The sequence below is a fragment of the Sphingobacterium bovistauri genome, from assembly GCF_020295405.1.
GTDB lineage: Bacteria > Bacteroidota > Bacteroidia > Sphingobacteriales > Sphingobacteriaceae > Sphingobacterium > Sphingobacterium bovistauri.
In genome coordinates this window covers 1-18414 of sequence record NZ_JADEYP010000006.1, presented here as the reverse complement: position 1 = coordinate 18414, position 18414 = coordinate 1, and the positions used below count along the sequence as shown (strand labels likewise).

Annotated in this window: 14 protein-coding genes and 1 tRNA gene; 10 read left to right on the top strand and 5 right to left on the bottom strand. The window is 33.5% G+C overall.

All coding sequences use genetic code 11. The features are described from left to right. The first annotated feature begins 4 nt into the window (after window positions 1–4). Window positions 5–1105 (top strand): TlpA family protein disulfide reductase, encoded by a 1101-nt coding sequence (locus tag IPZ78_RS04710; protein WP_225551813.1) that lies wholly within the window; start codon window positions 5–7, stop codon window positions 1103–1105. Between the two features lie 104 nt (window positions 1106–1209). Continuing rightward, window positions 1210–1899, top strand: coding sequence for a response regulator transcription factor (locus tag IPZ78_RS04705; protein WP_225551812.1), 690 nt, complete (start codon window positions 1210–1212; stop codon window positions 1897–1899). Between the two features lie 107 nt (window positions 1900–2006). Here IPZ78_RS04705 and yidC read toward each other — a convergent pair whose 3' ends face one another. Beyond that, complete coding sequence (gene yidC, locus IPZ78_RS04700) at window positions 2007–3806, bottom strand: membrane protein insertase YidC (RefSeq protein WP_225551810.1); 1800 nt, start codon at window positions 3804–3806, stop codon at window positions 2007–2009. A 21-nt stretch (window positions 3807–3827) separates the two neighbouring features. Continuing rightward, window positions 3828–5444, bottom strand: coding sequence for a CTP synthase (locus IPZ78_RS04695; RefSeq protein ID WP_225551809.1), 1617 nt, complete (start codon window positions 5442–5444; stop codon window positions 3828–3830). A gap of 203 nt (window positions 5445–5647) precedes the next feature. Here IPZ78_RS04695 and IPZ78_RS04690 point away from each other — a divergent pair, with 203 nt between their 5' ends. Then, the gene (locus IPZ78_RS04690) at window positions 5648–6634 is read left to right on the top strand and encodes a potassium channel beta subunit family protein (protein WP_225551807.1); all 987 of its coding nucleotides are present in this window, start codon (window positions 5648–5650) and stop codon (window positions 6632–6634) included. Between the two features lie 68 nt (window positions 6635–6702). Here the strand turns inward: IPZ78_RS04690 and rplS are convergent, their stop codons facing one another. Next, entirely contained in the window at window positions 6703–7056 is a 354-nt protein-coding gene (gene rplS / locus IPZ78_RS04685; RefSeq protein ID WP_225551805.1) for a 50S ribosomal protein L19, read from the bottom strand. 307 nt (window positions 7057–7363) lie between these two features. Between rplS and IPZ78_RS04680 the strand changes: the two genes are divergently transcribed. The 7 genes from IPZ78_RS04680 to IPZ78_RS04650 all read left to right on the top strand — a co-directional run bounded on the left by IPZ78_RS04680 (window position 7364) and on the right by IPZ78_RS04650 (window position 17797). Beyond that, window positions 7364–7437: transfer RNA gene (locus IPZ78_RS04680), tRNA-Pro, on the top strand. Between the two features lie 412 nt (window positions 7438–7849). Continuing rightward, window positions 7850–9658, top strand: coding sequence for a type I restriction-modification system subunit M (locus tag IPZ78_RS04675; protein ID WP_225551804.1), 1809 nt, complete (start codon window positions 7850–7852; stop codon window positions 9656–9658). Then, window positions 9655–10971, top strand: a complete 1317-nt coding sequence (locus tag IPZ78_RS04670; RefSeq protein WP_225551803.1) for a restriction endonuclease subunit S — start codon at window positions 9655–9657, stop codon at window positions 10969–10971. The genes IPZ78_RS04675 and IPZ78_RS04670 overlap by 4 nt, the downstream gene beginning before the upstream one ends. Window positions 10972–10973: 2 nt before the next feature. Next, on the top strand, window positions 10974–11327 hold the full coding sequence (locus IPZ78_RS04665) for a hypothetical protein (protein WP_225551802.1): 354 nt from the start codon (window positions 10974–10976) through the stop codon (window positions 11325–11327). After that, window positions 11327–14323, top strand: coding sequence for a type I restriction endonuclease subunit R (locus IPZ78_RS04660; protein WP_225551801.1), 2997 nt, complete (start codon window positions 11327–11329; stop codon window positions 14321–14323). Before IPZ78_RS04665 ends, IPZ78_RS04660 begins: the two co-directional genes overlap by 1 nt. Window positions 14324–14357: 34 nt before the next feature. Next, entirely contained in the window at window positions 14358–15536 is a 1179-nt protein-coding gene (locus tag IPZ78_RS04655) for a hypothetical protein (RefSeq protein ID WP_225551799.1), read from the top strand. Next, window positions 15536–17797, top strand: coding sequence for a hypothetical protein (locus tag IPZ78_RS04650; RefSeq protein ID WP_225551797.1), 2262 nt, complete (start codon window positions 15536–15538; stop codon window positions 17795–17797). Before IPZ78_RS04655 ends, IPZ78_RS04650 begins: the two co-directional genes overlap by 1 nt. Before the next feature lie 94 nt (window positions 17798–17891). Here the strand turns inward: IPZ78_RS04650 and IPZ78_RS04645 are convergent, their stop codons facing one another. Next, window positions 17892–18029, bottom strand: coding sequence for a JAB domain-containing protein (locus IPZ78_RS04645; protein ID WP_262903836.1), 138 nt, complete (start codon window positions 18027–18029; stop codon window positions 17892–17894). Between the two features lie 68 nt (window positions 18030–18097). Next, the gene (locus tag IPZ78_RS04640; protein ID WP_225551795.1) at window positions 18098–18241 is read right to left on the bottom strand and encodes a hypothetical protein; all 144 of its coding nucleotides are present in this window, start codon (window positions 18239–18241) and stop codon (window positions 18098–18100) included. Between the last annotated feature and the right edge of the window lie 173 nt (window positions 18242–18414).

Genomic DNA, 18414 nt, shown 5'->3' with positions numbered 1-18414 from the left:
GTACATGAGAAAGCTACAATCTTTTTTGGCAGGTGCAGTATTATTTGGGGCGTTTGGATGTTCGAATAAAGACACGATTTCTATTTCTGGTGAAATCCAAAATCCAGGAAACGTGAAAGTGGTAGCTTTTTATGAAGGTGACCGTAAGTTGGATTCTGTCTTTCTTTCGGATCTAAATAAATTCCAATTTGAACGTACAGCAACACAATCTCGTTTGTTTTCTGTTCAAATTGGTAATAATAAATATCCTATCATTTTAACTCCAGGAGAGAAGGTCGTATTCAATGCTGATCTTCAAAATCCTGAGGACTATAAAGTAGAAGGTTCGGATTTATCAATCGCATTAAAGCAATTCGCTCCAATCAAAGCAAGGAAGGAATTTATTGAGGATTCTCTTCAGTCGGATTTCACGAAGAGAATTGTTGGTAAAACTGAAGGCGAGATAGATATCCTTCGTTCGGAATATTTAAGTCAGTATAAAAACTCGATAAGTTTTTATACCAGAGAGGCGATTGCATTTTCCGATAAGCATAATGATTTAGCAGGTTTTTATGCGGTAAGTACATTGGATCCCGAATTGGCAGAGAGTGAATTAATAGCTTATACGGAAAAGACCAAGGATCAATTCAAAGAAAATGCTATTGTCAACCAATTTCGGGAGGAAATAGAAAAACTTAAGAAGTTGGCAATAGGTCAGCCGGCTCCTGAATTTGAAGCGTATACTCCAAATAATAAGCTCGTTAAGTTGTCTGATTATCGTGGTAAATACGTTTTGGTTGATTTCTGGGCTTCTTGGTGTGTACCCTGTCGTAAGGAAAATCCAAATTTAGTTCGCATCTATAATACATATAAGGAAAAGAGCTTTGAAATATTGGGCGTATCTCTAGATAATAATCCAGGATCTTGGATCCGTGCGATTGATGAAGATAAACTCACGTGGACAAATATTTCTGATTTGAAAGCTTGGTCATCTAATCTTATTATTGACTACAGAATCAAGGCTATTCCCAGCTCAGTTGTACTGGATCCTGAAGGAAAAATTGTAGCTAAAAATTTGCGCAGTAAGGAGCTAGAAGAACTACTAAATTCCATTTTAGTAAAATAATATATTTATGAAATTGTTAAGTCTATTTTACGGCTTAACAATTTCATAATATTTGATTAACTTTATTTTACCATAAAGTACATATTTTAGCAAAAAAACAAGCTATGAACGCCAAGCAAAAAATACTTGTGGTAGATGATGAGCAAGATATTCTAGATCTCATTTCCTACAATTTAACACGAGAGGGGTATCAGGTATACACCGCTACCAATGGAAGACTTGCTATAGAGAAAGCCAAAGAAGTAAATCCGGATTTAATAATTCTAGATGTCATGATGCCTGTGATGGATGGTATTGAAGCTTGTCGTTTGATGCGTGCTATGCCCGAATTCAAACATACATTTATGATTTTCCTGACTGCACGTAGTGAAGAGTATTCTGAAATCGCGGGGTTCCACGTGGGAGCCGATGATTACATTGCCAAACCGATAAAGCCAAGAGCTTTGATGTCTCGTATTAATGCTATATTGCGTAGAACGAGTCAAGATATCATTGAAGCTCCATCGGATAAGGTTACTATTTCAGATTTGATAATTGATCGGGATGAATTCATCGTTTATCGTGGTGAAGATAAAATCATTTTAGCGCGTAAAGAATTTGAATTGTTGTATCTATTAGCTTCTAAGCCGAATAAAGTGTATACACGTGAACAAATCTTAAAAGCTATTTGGGAAGATTCTGTTGTGGTTACCAATCGTACGATCGATGTGCATATTCGTAAATTACGTGAAAAGATTGGCGAAACGTATGTTTCTACAGTGAAAGGAGTAGGTTATAAATTTGATTTGCAATAACTCAATTGTGCGTTAGATATTAAAGTAATTCTTAATAAAGCAGCATAAAAAATCCCGATTAGTCATTGACTAATCGGGATTTTTTTATGCTTGGATCTCGATAGAGATTATTTGTTTTTATTGTGTTGTGCAGCTTGTTGCTGTCTCATCATTTCTTCCATTTTTGCTTGGAAAGATGATTTCTTCTGCACTTTAGGATTTTTCTTATTCTCTTCCAATTTTGCTAAGATCTTGTCATCGTCAATTGATTGACGGATGATGAATTGTGTCAAGAATGTGAATACAGCACCTAAGAAGTAGTAATAGTTCAATCCTGAAGGGAAGCTATTCAACATGAAGAAGAATAATAACGGCATGATGTAACCAATGTATTTCATTTGGCTAGCCATACCTGATGTAGCTCCTGATGTCACGTTATTATACCAAGTTGTCAATAATGTAACCAATGTCATCAACACACACATCAATGAAATATGACCTATACCCATTATAGGGCTGAATGAAATGAAAGTGTCATACGTTGATAAATCTTTCATCCAAAGGAAGCTTTCACCTCTTAGTTCATATAAATTCGGGAAGAAGAAGAAGAACGCTAAGGTAAATGGCATTTGTAATAACAATGGCAAACAACCTCCAAGTGGATTTACACCAGCTTGCTTGTATAATTTCATCTGCTCTTGTTGCAACAACATCGGATTGTCATCACCTACTTTTTCTTTGATAGTATCTAATTGGGGTTTCAGTACACGCATTTTTGCCATAGACAAATACGATTTACGTGTCAATGGGAACATCGCACCTTTCAACAATAATGTTAAAATCAGAATAACGATACCATAGCTCAACGCATAACCATCTAACCAATCAAACAATGGAACAGTCAAGAATCTATTGATCCAACCAATCGGACCCCAGCCCATATTGATCAGTTTATCATAAGATTTACCTTCTGCTTTTAATGTATTGTATTTGTTAGGACCAAAGAAATAATTGAATTCATAGTGATTGTTAGCCTGCGCATTGAAAGCTAGTTCAGCAGTCGCTTTGAAAGTTTTAACTACACCATCTTGTGTAGCTAATCTTGTAACAAGATTAGTATTTTCAAATTGTTGTTTTGATGATAGGATTGAAGAAAAGAAATGTTGTTTGAATGCGATCCAGTCCAGCTTCGTGCCTTCAATTTTTTCTTCATCATCACTTGTTTCAGAAAGGTGATCAATATCACCTTCACTATCTTTAAAGAAGATAGATGATTTTTCTCGTTCTGAATTGATGTTTTGTTCTTTTTGTAATAAGGTAGTTTCCCAATCTAAAATCAACGATTTTTGTTGTATATCAACTAATTTTTGGATTCCTACTGCATTTACATTGAGTGCTAAATTATGACTGTCAGTTAGTGTATAGATATACTCTAAATATTGGTTGTTTTTATAATTAAGACGAAGTGTAGCGGAATTAGCCGTTTTATTTACTACTGAGAATACTAAATCATTGGTGTTGATATTTTCGCCAGCAGCTTTGAATAAGAAACCAAATTTGTTGTTTTCACCTTCAATTATATTAAGGGCAGATCCGTCAAAATTAGTTTCGCCTTTTAATAATACATTCTTAACTTTTGCTCCCTTTGATGTTAAGTCAATTCTAAGAATACTGTTTTCTAGTGTTACTATTTCTTCTTGCGCTAGTTGTGCAGCACCAAATGGTTTAGCTAATGCAGCTGCTGAGTCAAGTTGTACTAGTTTATTGATAGTATCCTTATTAACAACACTACCGTCTTTCGCAGCGGCTGTTGAATCTTGTCTAGCTTGTTCTAATTTGATTTCAGCTTCGCTAGGTTTTATCAAATAGAATGAAGCTCCGACGATAAGGAAGATTAATACTAATCCAATAATGTTATTTCTATCCATTTATATTATTTTGGTGAAAAATTATTTCTTTAATACTTTTTTATTTGCTAATGCAGCGGCTACAAAGCTAACAAAAAGTGGGTGAGGATTTGCTACTGTTGACTTTAATTCTGGATGAAATTGTCCAGCCACGAAGAAAGGGTGGTCTTTTAACTCTACGATTTCAACTAATCCTGTATCTGGGTTGATACCTGAAGCAATCATACCAGCTTTTTCGTATTGTGCTAAATAATCGTTGTTAAACTCATAACGATGACGGTGACGTTCCGAAATCTTAGTTTTTCCATAAATAGCAAAAGCTTTTGTGCCTTTTTTGATTTCACAATCGTAAGCACCTAGGCGCATCGTACCGCCCATATTTTTGATGGTTTTTTGTTCTTCCATCAAGTTGATAACTGGGTGAGGTGTATTTTCATTCATTTCGAATGAATTGGCATCTTTTAAGCCAAGTACGTTACGACCAAACTCAATAACCGAACATTGCATACCCAAACAGATTCCGAAGAATGGAACTTTGTTCTCACGAACATATTTGATCGTTGAAAGTTTACCTTCCAAACCTCTTTCTCCAAATCCTGGGGCTACTAATACTCCGTCAATGTTTTTAAGTTTTTCGGCAACATTCTCATCGGTTATACTTTCGGCTGCAATATATTTTACTTTTACCTTGGTTTCATTAGCAGCACCAGCATGAATAAATCCTTCTGTGATGGATTTATACGCATCTGGTAATTCAACATATTTACCTACTAAAGCGATGTTGATTTCTTCAGTTGGGTTCTTCAGACGACCTAAGAATGCTTTCCAATTTTCTAAATTAGGTTCATTTTTAGTAGACAGTTTTAATTTTGTTAATACTGTTTTGTCCAATTGCTCTTTCAACATCAATAATGGAACATCATATATTGTCGAGGCATCGATTGACTCGATTACCGCATTGATGTTTACATTACAGAATAACGCTAATTTTTTACGAATGTCTTGGTTCAGATTGTGTTCTGTACGACAAACTAAAATATCAGGTTGTACGCCATATTCTAATAAAGTTTTTACAGAGTGTTGTGTCGGTTTTGTTTTCAATTCACCAGCAGCAGCTAAATAAGGAACTAATGTCAAGTGTATAACTAGTGAATCATTATTACCTAATTCCCAACGTAATTGACGCACAGCTTCAACGAAAGGTAAGGATTCGATATCACCAACTGTACCACCTAATTCAGTAATAATGATATCGTATTCACCAGTCTGCCCCAAAAGTTGCATACGGCGTTTGATTTCATCAGTGATATGAGGTACAACTTGAACAGTTTTACCTAAATAAGCACCTTCACGTTCTTGTTCGATTACGTGTTTGTAGATACGACCTGTTGTTACATTGTTTGCTTGTGAAGTAGGAACATTCAAAAAGCGCTCATAGTGTCCTAAGTCTAGATCTGTTTCTGCACCGTCTTCCGTTACGTAACACTCTCCATGCTCATATGGATTCAGGGTTCCTGGATCAATGTTAATGTATGGATCAAACTTTTGAATGGTAACTTTAAAGCCACGTGCCTGTAGAAGCTTGGCAAGAGAGGCAGCAATAATGCCTTTCCCTAACGACGAGGTTACGCCGCCCGTAACAAAAATATATTTAGTCATAGCAATTATGGAATTTTTCAACTCTAGATGTTGGATTTTTACTCCATTACATCAGCCTTATGTACGGGATACAAAGGTAGCATTTTTTTCGATATTAGGGAAATTTTAATGACTTGTTGAAAATTTCTTTCATAGTGTAATAATATCATAATTCTATTTGTTGAAGCTACTGTTTTATTATATTTTTATTAAAAAAACGAACTATGGAATATAGAAGAATGGGTAAGTCAGGGCTCCAATTGAGTGTGTTATCTTTCGGCTCTTGGGTTACTTTTGCACGTCAAACTGACGATCAGGATAATGATCGTTTAATGTCTATTGCTTATGATGCGGGGGTCAATTTTTTTGATAATGCAGAGGTGTATTCCGCAGGAAAGTCGGAAGAAATGATGGGGCGTGTATTGAAAGGAAAGAGTTGGGACCGTACCTCATATGCTTTGTCAAGTAAAGCTTTTTTTGGTTGGAAAGGAGAGGATAAGAAACCGAATCAGCATGGCTTGAGTCGTAAGCATTTAATGGAAGCTTGTCATGAAGCATTGACGCGTATGCAAACTGATTATTTGGATTTGTATTATTGTCATCGTTCGGATCCAAATGTGCCAATGGAGGAGGTTGTGCGTACCATGAATACTCTCATTCAGCAGGGGAAAATATTATATTGGGGAACAAGCGAATGGTCTGCTGCTGAAATCTTGGAAGCACATATGGTAGCAAAAGAATTAGGCTTGGAAGGCCCAGCGGTTGAGCAACCAGAATATAATCTCTTTAATAGACGCAAAATGGAGTCTGAGTTTTTATCTATTTTTAGGAATGTTGGAATGGGGGCTACAATATGGTCGCCATTAGCTTCAGGCCTATTGAGTGGGAAATATAATAATGGTATTCCAGAAGGATCAAGGATGTCTTTAGAAGGATATGAATGGTTGAAAGACGCAGCTCTAGTGGATGATAAAATTTCTAAAGTAATTAATTTGGCCAATGTTGCTGATGAGTTAGGGGTCAGCTTGTCAACATTGTCTATAGCTTGGTGCGTTAGCAATCCTAATGTAACAACAGCTATTTTAGGGGCAACTAAAGAAAGTCAATTGAATGAAAATCTAAAAGCATTAGATGTGCTTCCGTTATTGACTCCAGAGGTGTTAATGCGTATTGATGAGATTATGGGAACGAAACCTCCCTTGTTAAGATAAAATAAAAAAGGATGTAACAATGTTACATCCTTTTTTATGCTTTGATAACGTCTTGTATACGTCTAAAACTATTTTGCAATACGTTTAGATTTGATACGAGCAGCTTTACCAGTAAGACCACGTAAATAAAATAATTTAGCGCGACGAACTTTACCTACACTGTTTACGTCAATTTTTTCAATGTTTGGAGAATTTATAGGGAAAATACGCTCAACACCTATACCGTTAGAGATTTTACGAACAGTAAAAGTAGCGTTAGTACCCTCGCTGTTTAATTGGATCACTACACCTTGGTACACCTGAACACGCTCTTTGTTTCCTTCGCGAATTTTATAATGCACGCTGATGGTATCTCCTGCTTTGAAAGCGGGAATTTCATTTCTTACGACCGCTTGTTCTTCTACAAATTTTACTAAATCCATGATTTCGAGTAATTATAAACGATTTATATCCTGTAAAAATCGGAATGCAATATTACAGCTTTTATTTTAATTTTAAAAATGTTTTTATAAAAAACCACCTCACTTCTAAGGTGAGTGCAAAGGTAGAGAATTTATATTATTTTTCCTAACATCATGATAGACTATTTTTCTAAATATACAAAAGAGATGTCGTCGGAAAAATATGTTGCAATAAATCAGCTTGTTAATCCATAAAAGTGAAAAAAGTCTTGACATGTTAATAAATCGCTGTATATTTGCATCACAATCAACAAAGGTGATACCTTTTCGGGGTGTAGCGTAGCCCGGTATCGCGCCACATTTGGGATGTGGAGGTCGTAGGTTCGAATCCTGCCACCCCGACAAAAGCCACTGAATTTCAGTGGCTTTTTCTATTTTCGGACATATTTCGGACAATTTCCATTAAAATTTTAATATTGTTAAGTTGGATAAAGTTAATGTCTACTCCATTAATGTTACTAATCTTATGAATTATTGATAATAATTGATTTTGCGGATTGGTTGGCTGATTTAATTGGTTAAATTTGCTATTTTAGAATAGCTTTTGCGGATTACAAAAATTTCCCTTGTATTGATTTTGGAAGAGATTAGTTCTTCAATTAATACGAAATCATAAGATTTTTCATTAATACCAAAACTAAAACGTTTAAGATTAACTAAGTAATGAATATAACATATAGGTTTTAAAAAGGTGTAAGTATTTTTACAATCTCAAAGAACGTATAAAAAATAGACAGAATAGAAACAATAAGATATGAGTTTAAATACACAAACCCTTCAACCGATCATCAACTTTATTTGGACTGTTGCAGACGATGTATTGATTAATAAATTTTTAGAAAATCAATACCAAGATGTAATACTTCCGATGACGGTTCTGAGACGTTTGGATTTAGCATTGGAAGCAACAAAAGATAAAGTGTTAAAAACCCACGAAGCGTTTAGAGATAAAATAGATAATTTATCGGGATTGTTAACAAGCGAACAGCATGGTACAGGCTTGGCATTTTATAATACCTCTCAGTTTACGATGAAAAAACTGTTGGCAGATCCTAAAAATATTGATGCCAATTTTTTAGATTACCTGAATGGTTTTTCTGAAAATGTACAAGACATTATTAGCAAATTCAAATTTAGAAATCAATTAGAAACATTTGAAAGTACAGGCATTACCTTCTCCTTAATTGAGAAGTTTTGTAATCCAAAAGTAGAATTAAGTCCAGATAAAATATCACCTATGGCAATGGGCTATATGTTTGAGGATTTAATTCGCAGATTCAACGAGAAAACAAATGCTGCGGCAGGTCGTCACTTTACACCTAGGGAAATCATAGAACTGATGACGCATCTGGTGTATCTTCCTGTAAAAGACAAGATTCAACAAGGCACTTTTTTAGTGTATGATCCTTGCGCAGGTTCGGGAGCGATGTTGACACAGTCAAAATTATTTGCAACCAATCCCGAAGGAGAAATAAAATCAAAAGCAACTTTTCATTTATACGGTCAAGAAAATACAGGAGAAATGTACGCCACCTGTAAATCGGATATGTTGCTGAAAAATGAAGACCCTGACAAAATAAAGTTTGGATCTACACTGAGCGAATACGGATTTGATCCCGATTTGAAATTTAATTTCATGCTGACTAACCCTCCGTATGGGACTACTTGGAAACAAGATATAGAAAACTTAAACGTAGGAACAGCAAAGAAAATAAGCATCGTTGATAAACGATTCAATCTGCCTATCAAAAACTTCAAAGGCGAATTGGAAGAAACATGTTTGACTTCAAGAAGTAATGATGGACAGTTGATGTTTATGCTGCATATGCTTTCTAAAATGAAAGACCCGAAAGACGGTGGTAGCCGTATTGCTTCCGTTCATAATGGTTCAGCATTGTTTACAGGAGATGCAGGTAGTAGCGAAAGCGGTATTCGTCAATACATACTGGAAAATGATCTCTTGGAATGCATTATTCAGTTACCAAATGACATGTTTTACAATACTGGTATTACCACCTATATCTGGTTATTGACAAATGTAAAAGAAGCACATAGAAAAGGTAAGGTACAGTTGATTAATGCTTCGTCAGAAGAGTTTTATCAAAGAATGCGAAAAAATTTGGGAGATAAACGAGTACAGTTTAACCCTGAGCATATTCAGACAATTCAGGAAATGTATTTTTCATTTGAGGAAAACGAGTATAGTAAAATTTTTGACAATGAAGACTTTGGATTTTTCCAAATAACGGTGCATCAACCAGAGAAAGATGAAAATGGAGAAAAAATAATCGATAGTAAAGGTAAATCGCGTAGTGACAGTAGTTTAAGAGATATTGAAAATGTTCCCATGAAAGATAGCATTCCCGAATATTTCAAAAAGGAGGTATTACCGTTTGCACCTGATGCTTGGTATGACAAAACCAAAATGAAAGTAGGATATGAAATCCCCTTTAGTAAATATTTTTATCAGTATGAGCCACTAAGGTCATTGGATGATATTGCTTCAGATATTTTACAGTTAGAAAGTGAAACTGACGGATTACTAAAAGAGATTGTAGAATGAGAATTAAATACAGTTATTACAGGGACAGTAGTATCTCTTGGGTTGGTAGAATCCCCAAACACTGGGAAACCAAGCGACTTAAATATATTTTTAGAATTCAAAAACGAATTGCAGGAGAATTGGGGTATAATGTTTTGTCAATCACTCAGCATGGTATAAAAGTGAAAGATATTACCTCTGGAAAAGGACAGCTTGCTATGGATTACTCTAAATACCAAAGAATTTATACAGGTGAATTTGGAATGAATCATATGGACTTACTTACTGGGTACGTTGATATTTCTAAGTACGATGGTGTTATTAGTCCTGATTATCGTGTTTTTTCTCAAATAGACAATCAGTCAGATAAAAATTATATGCTTAGACTTTTGCAAATGTGTTATAAGCAGAAAATTTTCTTTGCAGAAGGTCAAGGTGCGGCTCAATTAGGTAGATGGAGAATGCCTTCAGATAATTTTAAAAACTTTCTTTTTCCTGTCCCGCCAAAACAGGAACAAATTGCGATTGCTCAATTTTTAAATTATAAAGTAGCAAAAATCAATCGTTTTGTCCAACAGAAAAGACAAATCCTTGCTTTGTACACTGAAAGAAGAAAATCTTTAACAAGAAATATTATTAATTCTAAGGGAGTAAAATATTTAAGATTAAATTCTGTTGCAAAGCTAATTGAAAGACCGATTGAAAGATTAGATAATGATATCTATATACCTATAGGAGTGTTTAATAAAGGAAGAGGATTATTCCATAAGCCCCCAACTTTAGGGAAAGAATTAGGTGATTCTAGTTTTTATTATTTAAAAAAAGGTGATGTTATATTAAGTGGACAATTTGCTTGGGAGGGCGCTGTGGCATTAGTTGGAATAAATGATGATGGGTGTGTTGCTTCTCATAGATATCCAGTGCTTGATTGTGATTTGAGTAATATCGTTCCTGAATACCTTTTCTCATTATTTACAATATCAGAAGGTCATTTGTTATTAGATTACCATTCTAGAGGAGCAGCAGGGAGAAATCGCCCATTAAACCCTAGATTTTTAATTAAAGAAAAAATTCCTGTGCCAGAGATTAGTTTACAAAAAGAATTGATAGAGTTTGTTCGAAAAGAAAATGAGTTAAAAACATTAATAAATAGAGAAATAGCTTTAGTGGAAGAATACAAAGCGGCTTTAATTGCTGAAGTTGTAACTGGTAAAATAGATGTTAGAAACTACGCAATACCTGATATTACAGAAGGTGAAACGTATGAAGAATTAGAAGAAGAATTAAGTATAGCGGCTGAGGATGGAGAGGAATATGAAACATTAGAATATTAAGGATGAGTTTTTTAGCAGATATAGGGATTTTAAGTGCAGTAGTTGATAAACTTTTTCAATACAGCGATAAGCACAAAGTAAGAGTAAATGATGCAATTACATCAATATCTAAAGCTTGGAGTTATACCTATAATTACTTGAGAAATGAAAATGGTGAGTATGTTGCTAACCAGCAATTATCGGATTTGTGGAACGATGCAGCTTCTAAAACTCGATTAATAGATAGAGAGCTGGCACGGCAACTAAGTGATAAATCAAGATTTTGGATACATCCGGATATGCCAAGACAACAAAGAATACTATTATTAACTGAAGTTACGGATGAACTTGAACGCCTAAATAAGAAATTTGAATAATGAGTAAACAAACAGATACCACCGAAAAAGGCTTGGAAGCTCACATATCTCAATATTTGGTTGAACAAAATAAGTATGTGTTACGTGAAAATAAAGCATATGATAATGTCTCTTGTTTAGATAATGAGTTACTTTTTCAATTTTTAGAAGCGACTCAACCTAAAGCTGTTGCTAAACTTAAAACGTATCATAAAGATCTGTATAAGCAGAAAATAATAAAACGCTTAAATGACCAAATACAAGCTAAAGGTATTATAGAAGTACTTCGCAAAGGTATTATAGACGGCTTTACAGATACTAAACTTCGTTTGTTTTACGATAAACCAGTGTCGGGATATAATGCTTCTGCCAATGCTCTATATGAAGCTAACCAGTTTTCTGTTATGCGCCAGGTTTACTTTTCACCAAAGGATAAAAAGTCATTAGATCTGATGATTTTTATCAATGGTATTCCGGTGATATCATTTGAATTGAAAAATGAACTTACGAAACAAAATGTACAACATGCGATAAAGCAATACAAAAATGATCGAGACCCAAATGAGGAACTGTTCCGTTTGGGTAGATTAATGGTAAACTTCGCTGTAGATACTGAGGAAGTATGGATGTGTACACAACTCAAAAAAGAAAAATCCTATTTTTTACCCTTCAATAAAGGGTATAATAACGGCGCTGGAAATCCGCCAAATAATGGCATCAAAACCGACTATCTATGGAAAGAAATTTTAACAAAAGCGAATCTAACGAACATTATACAGAGCTTTTGTCAATTAATAGCGGAAGAAAAGGAGTATTTGGACGAAAAAGGAAAAATCAAGACCAGAAAGGAAAAAAAGATGATTTTTCCACGTTATCATCAATTACTAGCAGTACGTAATTTATTAGCCGATGCGCAAGTAAATGGTTCAGGACAAAAATATTTAATTCAACATTCGGCAGGATCTGGTAAATCAAATTCGATTTCTTGGTTGGCACATCAATTGGTTGGTTTGCATGATAAAACGGGAACTGATAATATTTTTGACACGGTAGTTGTAGTTACCGATAGAAGGGTTTTGGATGCTCAAATTCGAAACAATATTAAGCAGTTTCAACAAGTAAACGGAGTGGTTGAAGCTATTACTGAAGGAAGTAAACAACTAAAAGAAGCGTTGGAAGAAGGGAAAAGGATTATTATTACCACTATCCAAAAATTCCCTCATATCGTTGAAGAAATTGGTGACTTGCCTGGTACTAACTTCGCTATTATTATTGATGAAGCGCACAGCAGCTTGAGTGGACAAATGGCAAGAAAACTAAACGAGGCTTTGGCAAAGCCAAATGAAGATGATGAAATAGAAACAGATGATTATGACACTGTAACAGGTGAAGATTTAATAACAGATTTGATTAAGTCAAGAAAGTTATTGCCAAATGCCAGTTATTTTGCTTTTACAGCAACACCTAAAAACAAAACTTTAGAGTTGTTTGGTGTTCCATTTACAGAAGGTGATAAAACCAAGTTTAGAGCATTTCATTTGTACTCAATGAAACAAGCTATTGAAGAAGGTTTTATTATGGATGTTTTGCAGAATTATACGACCTACCAAAGCTATTATGCGTTACTCAAAAAGATTGAAGACGACCCTGAATACGACAAACTAAATGCCCAAAAGAAATTAAAAGCTTATGTAGAAAGTCACGATCACGCCATAAAGAAAAAAGCAATTCTAATCATTAGCCATTTTATAGAAAATGTAGTAAAGAAAAAGCGAATGGGTGGTTTAGCAAAAGCTATGTTGGTAACAAGCAGCAGAGCTAATGCGGTAAAATATAAACGGGCATTTGATGATTATTTAACTAAAATAAATAGTCCTTACAAAGCAATTGTTGCATTTTCAGGAGAAATAGACGGGGATACTGAAGCTAGCTTAAATGGATTTGCAAGTGCAAATATTCCTTCTGAATTTGAGAAAAATGAATATCGTTTTTTATTGGTCGCTAATAAATTCCAAACAGGTTTTGATCAACCGCTTTTGCATACAATGTATGTGGATAAAAAGTTGGGAGGTGTCAATGCAGTTCAAACACTTTCAAGGCTTAACAGAAGTCATCCATTAAAGAAAGAAACATTTGTTTTGGACTTTGCAAATACAGCAGAAGATATTGAAAAAGCATTTAAACCCTATTTTGAAAGTACAATTTTAGGAGAAGCAACTGATCCAAATAAATTATTCGATCTGCAAGATGCTTTGGATAATTTTCAAGTTTATACGAGAGAACAGGTCGTTGAATTTTCGAATAAAATATTAGAAAATGTTTCTGTAGATCAGTTACATGCAATGCTCGATAGCTCTACTGTTATTTTTAGAAATGACTTAGAAGAAGAACAACAAGCCGATTTTAGAGCAAAGGTTAAAACCTATGTTCGTTTATATATTTTTCTTTCTCAGATTGTCCCTTTTGAGAATCCATATTTAGAAAGATTGTACATTTTTCTAAATCATTTACAAAAGAAATTAGGTGGTGAAACCCCCACTGATTTAGCACAAGGGATATTAGACAATATTGACATGGATAGCTATCGTTTGCAATTGGAAGCAACCACAAATATTGCAATGGAGCAAGGTGAGGATTTAAAACCAATTCCTACAGATATGCGAGGAGGTAGGTCTGAAGCTGATATTGATCGACTTTCAAATATATTACAAACGTTCAATGATCGTTATGGAACTCAATTTGAAGATGCGGACAAGGTACGCCAAATGGCAGAAAACATTGCTAGTGATGTAGCTAAAAATAAAGAGTTGATAAGTTCTATTCAGCATTCAGATGATCAAAATGCAAGGATTACCAGCGACAAAGTTGTAGGTGAAGAATTGTTAAAGCATATAACCACCAACTTTGATCTTTATAAGCTTTATTCCGACAACAAGGATTTCAAAGAGGATTTTTCAGCAATGATGTTCGGTGTAGTGAAAGAACTGATCAATCGAGGAATTAATGCGCAGAAGTAGAATGTGTAGTTAAGTATCATATAATTGGAAATCAATGACTGAAATATCAATACCTAAAAATATCACTCCTAGCAAAATCGAAAATTTATATAGTAGATATATAAATAATCAGCAAGTGGATAATGTAATATTAAAGGTACCGAGTTCTATAGATAAATATACTTATGGATTACTAGGGGATTTATTAAAGTTCGTTATAACATTAAACACAAAATCTAACATCAAAGTTGTCATTCTTGACGATGAAGTTTCGAATATCGATAGATTCTATGACCATGAGTATGCGTATCCAATTATTTCATTATTGTGGAATAAAGTTACTTTTATTGATAAAAATACTATTAATATCAAGGCAACTCTTAGGGAAAAGCAAAATGAATATTTTATAAAAATGAATTCATTGTCAAGATTGAAAGGTAATAAATATATTTTCACAAATACCGATCATTTACCTCAAAGTAAGGGCTTAATAAAGTTGTTTGAAAATCAAAATGGATTTAACGATGACGAAAATCAGATTAAAGAAAATATTAAGAAGATTTTTGACGAGTATATCTTGACTTTTAACAAAAATAATCAAAGGGAGTTTGAAAGCATTCTTGATGATATTGGTGCGATAGTTTACGAATTGACTAAAAACACCTATGAATGGGGTAGAACAGATGAAAAAATGATTGAAATTTCTGAAAGTATTCGTGGTGTTTATTTTAGGTTTCATAAAAATAAGATAGATACTATTCTAAATGAATATGAGGGTACTGCTATTCAATCTTTTTTCAAACATCCATTTATTGAACAGGACTGTTTAAATGACCTTAAACAGGTTTATTATTTAGAAATCTTAGTGTTTGATTCTGGTGTAGGTTTTATTGATAAGTTTTATCAAAAAGAAAATTGTACAGATCTTGAAATTATTAAGAAGTGTCTTGTCAAAAATCAAACCTCTTCAAATTCAAACTTAAGATCCAAAAAAGGTATGGGGCTTGATCGAATTTTGAATATACTTAATAAGAAGGGGTTTGTAAAAATACTTACCGATAGATATTCTGTGTATAGGGATCTTATAAAAGATAATTATCAACCAATTGATATAGATAAACTAGATGATTTAAAGCTTGAAGACTGGAATAACAATAGCTTTCAGACGGATAATGTAGCGAAATCACAGGGTTCTTATATCAGTATTCTATATCCTTTTAAAAGCAATCAGTAATGGGGAAGTTTTACATTTATAACTCAACGATTGAGGATAAAAAATATAAGAATGCTACAATAATCTTTAACCCAAATATTGAATTTGATTTTGGAGCTTTAAAAAAAGAGCTAACGGAGCATTTTAGACATTTTCATCAAACTAGTGCATTAATTTTTCTTCATTGTTCAACCGATCTTTCAGCTCAAAAAGAAGTTGAGGAAAAGCTTGATGATATTTTCAGAAGTATACCTAGAGCGGAAGAAAATTCACTAAGTGAAAGTCTTTTTTACGGGGCTTACAACCGAAATGAATTTACTTTCTCTAGTAAGAACAGTTTTCTAAAAAAAAATATTAGGGAAATTGTCAATCAAGGGTTGTCGAATATTTTTATTTTAAATGGAGGATTAGTCGAAAGTAGTGGAATTTCTCATCATTATGTATTCCCTTCTGGAAAACATTCATCGAAATTTTTAAGGACAGCGAATGTATTAGTTCAAAAAAGTGAGATTGATTTCATTGGCTTGAATATTTTGCATCAATTTAAAAATCAGAAAATTAAAAATATTTATTGTGATACTTTATCAATCAATGTTATAGGGTACTCAATTAACCAATATTTGAAACGTTTTGAAGAATTAAATGATATAAATATTCAATCTTTTAAATCTTACGATGGCATTTATAGTAAAGAGACTGTATTCGATAGTGATTCTGTTTTTTTAATTTCAGCCTCTACTTCAGGGGGATTGGTGCATTATTTAAAGGAAAACCATCCAGAAATAGATTCTAAGGACATTTGTGTTCTTTACTATCTTCCAATAGAAAAAACTTCAAACCTTTCTCTTGAAAGAGTGCTTTGTAATTTAGAACGTAATGAAAAGCTCGGATATGGGTTAGATGTTTATAAACAATTCAAAGTAGGTGAAAAATGCATGTTTTGTGAGAATCAATCCACTGCAATTAAGATTGTTGGTGATTCCTTCAGTTTGGATGAACCTATCGTAAATACAAGGAATATTATTGCGAGCAAATATGTAACAAAGTCCTTAAAAGATTTTGTAGAGGTATTTAAATTTAACGAGACAACTGATACTTCCTTAAAAGTTTCTTTTAGCGAAGATACTATCAGTAGGAAGAAATACAACTTATATATTGATTACGAGAATATTATTAAAAATATTGAAAACAAACAATTTGGAAGCCATAAAGATAAGATAGATGCTTTTGTTAATCAGTATGTACCAGCCTCGTTGAAATATATAATTCATTTAAACGATAAGGGATCAGAGTTATTAGCAAAGTACATTTTAGAAAAGACAACTCCCTTCTCTAATAATTCAATTGAAGTGATTAATCAATCAGAATTAGCGGATAAAAAGATTTCTGAAGACGAATCCGGTTCCATTTTGATTGTAGCTTCTTGTATAACAAATGGTAAAAACTTACTTTATTTAAGTAGATATTTTAGAAATTACAATAATATTAGACTTGTCTATTTTGTGGGAATCAATAGGATTAGCGATTCTGACAAGCATAAAGAGCTTAAAAGTAATATTAAATATGGTTTATACGGTGCTGAAAATAGTTCATTTGTCGAGATAGAAACTATTAACTGTGATAATTCGAATATAGCAACTCCGTGGGAAGTAGAGTTAGATCATCTAAAAGGAATTCAGGAAGACATGGATGAAGCGTCTAGTTTTGTAAATGAAAGAATAAAGACTATAAATAGTTTTTCAAGTAAATCATTTAAAGGGGGATCGCAAAAAATATTTTATCCAGATATTTTAGGAAATGAATTGGAAATCCGAAAAAATTCAGCCTTTTTTAATAGTAATGATTACTTTAATCAAGTAACTCAATCAGATGTTTATTTTACTATTTCTTGTGTTTTAAATAATATGAGAAACAATAGAGTTGATGGTCTTTATCAGACTAATTTTGTCAAAAATTTACTCGATCCATTTGTTTTTAATCGTTTCAACGATGGAATCATTCAAGCAGCAATTCTAAGAGCAGCCAAGCCTGAGGAATTAAATTATTCATTTAGTCGAAAGAATTCTGAGGACATGTTGATGCTTCTAAAGACTTTTGCAAAACATAGTGATGAATATCAAGGAGAAGCATTGTTAGAATTTCTACACGCTCTGGCAATTGGAAAGTTGCGTTTATTGAAAGAACACTATCTTCTTTTGATTGATGAGCTTAAAAATATTGAACATGAACACGTCCAAAGCTTGAGTGATGCAATTCTAAATGTTCACGATAATATTATATAATACATTAATAGAGTATGTTAGCCATTGATAGTCTTGACAATGGCTAATATTTACTATAAGTACTGAAAATTATCCTTCGTAGGAATTCGAAAGTCTAAAACTCTCTTTCATCTCTGAATGAGTAATAATTATTGATAGTTAGAACAAGATGATCTAATAACTGTATATCTAAGACTTTTCCAGCTTCGATGATTTTATTTGTTAAAGCCCTATCAACAGAACTTGGAGTCATGGTTCCAGAGGGGTGATTATGAGCAACAGCAATTCGTGTAACATTCGACTAAAGAGCTGATGACATAATCATCGCATATCAACCATCACAGCATCTAATCCCCCATCAGCTATTTTTCTATACGCTACAACATCAAGTTTGGTATTGAAATATAATGCATAAAAGCCTTTTCTATTTTTTTGGAATTCTTTTAGATTAGTTTTGCGTCTCAAAATAGCCGAATAACATACAATGTTTTTTTATTTGCTTCACTAGTCGTGGATATACCATTTAAACTGTCCCCCCTTCACCACTTCAAAGTGTCCCCTCAGAGTTGAGGTCTGAAAAGAACAAAAAGTTGTTGTGCAGATCGGTTCCTTAGACGGATATTTTTTGTCCGGTTTAA

Coding starts and splice junctions, on each gene's coding strand:
- IPZ78_RS04655 (WP_225551799.1), top strand. CDS start 14,358: ATGACTGAAATATCAATACCTAAAAATATCACTCCTAGCAAAATCGAA.
- IPZ78_RS04650 (WP_225551797.1), top strand. CDS start 15,536: ATGGGGAAGTTTTACATTTATAACTCAACGATTGAGGATAAAAAATAT.
- IPZ78_RS04670 (WP_225551803.1), top strand. CDS start 9,655: ATGAGAATTAAATACAGTTATTACAGGGACAGTAGTATCTCTTGGGTT.
- IPZ78_RS04690 (WP_225551807.1), top strand. CDS start 5,648: ATGGAATATAGAAGAATGGGTAAGTCAGGGCTCCAATTGAGTGTGTTA.
- rplS (WP_225551805.1), bottom strand. CDS start 7,056: ATGGATTTAGTAAAATTTGTAGAAGAACAAGCGGTCGTAAGAAATGAA.
- IPZ78_RS04645 (WP_262903836.1), bottom strand. CDS start 18,029: ATGACTCCAAGTTCTGTTGATAGGGCTTTAACAAATAAAATCATCGAA.
- IPZ78_RS04710 (WP_225551813.1), top strand. CDS start 5: ATGAGAAAGCTACAATCTTTTTTGGCAGGTGCAGTATTATTTGGGGCG.
- IPZ78_RS04675 (WP_225551804.1), top strand. CDS start 7,850: ATGAGTTTAAATACACAAACCCTTCAACCGATCATCAACTTTATTTGG.
- IPZ78_RS04660 (WP_225551801.1), top strand. CDS start 11,327: ATGAGTAAACAAACAGATACCACCGAAAAAGGCTTGGAAGCTCACATA.
- yidC (WP_225551810.1), bottom strand. CDS start 3,806: ATGGATAGAAATAACATTATTGGATTAGTATTAATCTTCCTTATCGTC.
- IPZ78_RS04665 (WP_225551802.1), top strand. CDS start 10,974: ATGAGTTTTTTAGCAGATATAGGGATTTTAAGTGCAGTAGTTGATAAA.
- IPZ78_RS04695 (WP_225551809.1), bottom strand. CDS start 5,444: ATGACTAAATATATTTTTGTTACGGGCGGCGTAACCTCGTCGTTAGGG.
- IPZ78_RS04705 (WP_225551812.1), top strand. CDS start 1,210: ATGAACGCCAAGCAAAAAATACTTGTGGTAGATGATGAGCAAGATATT.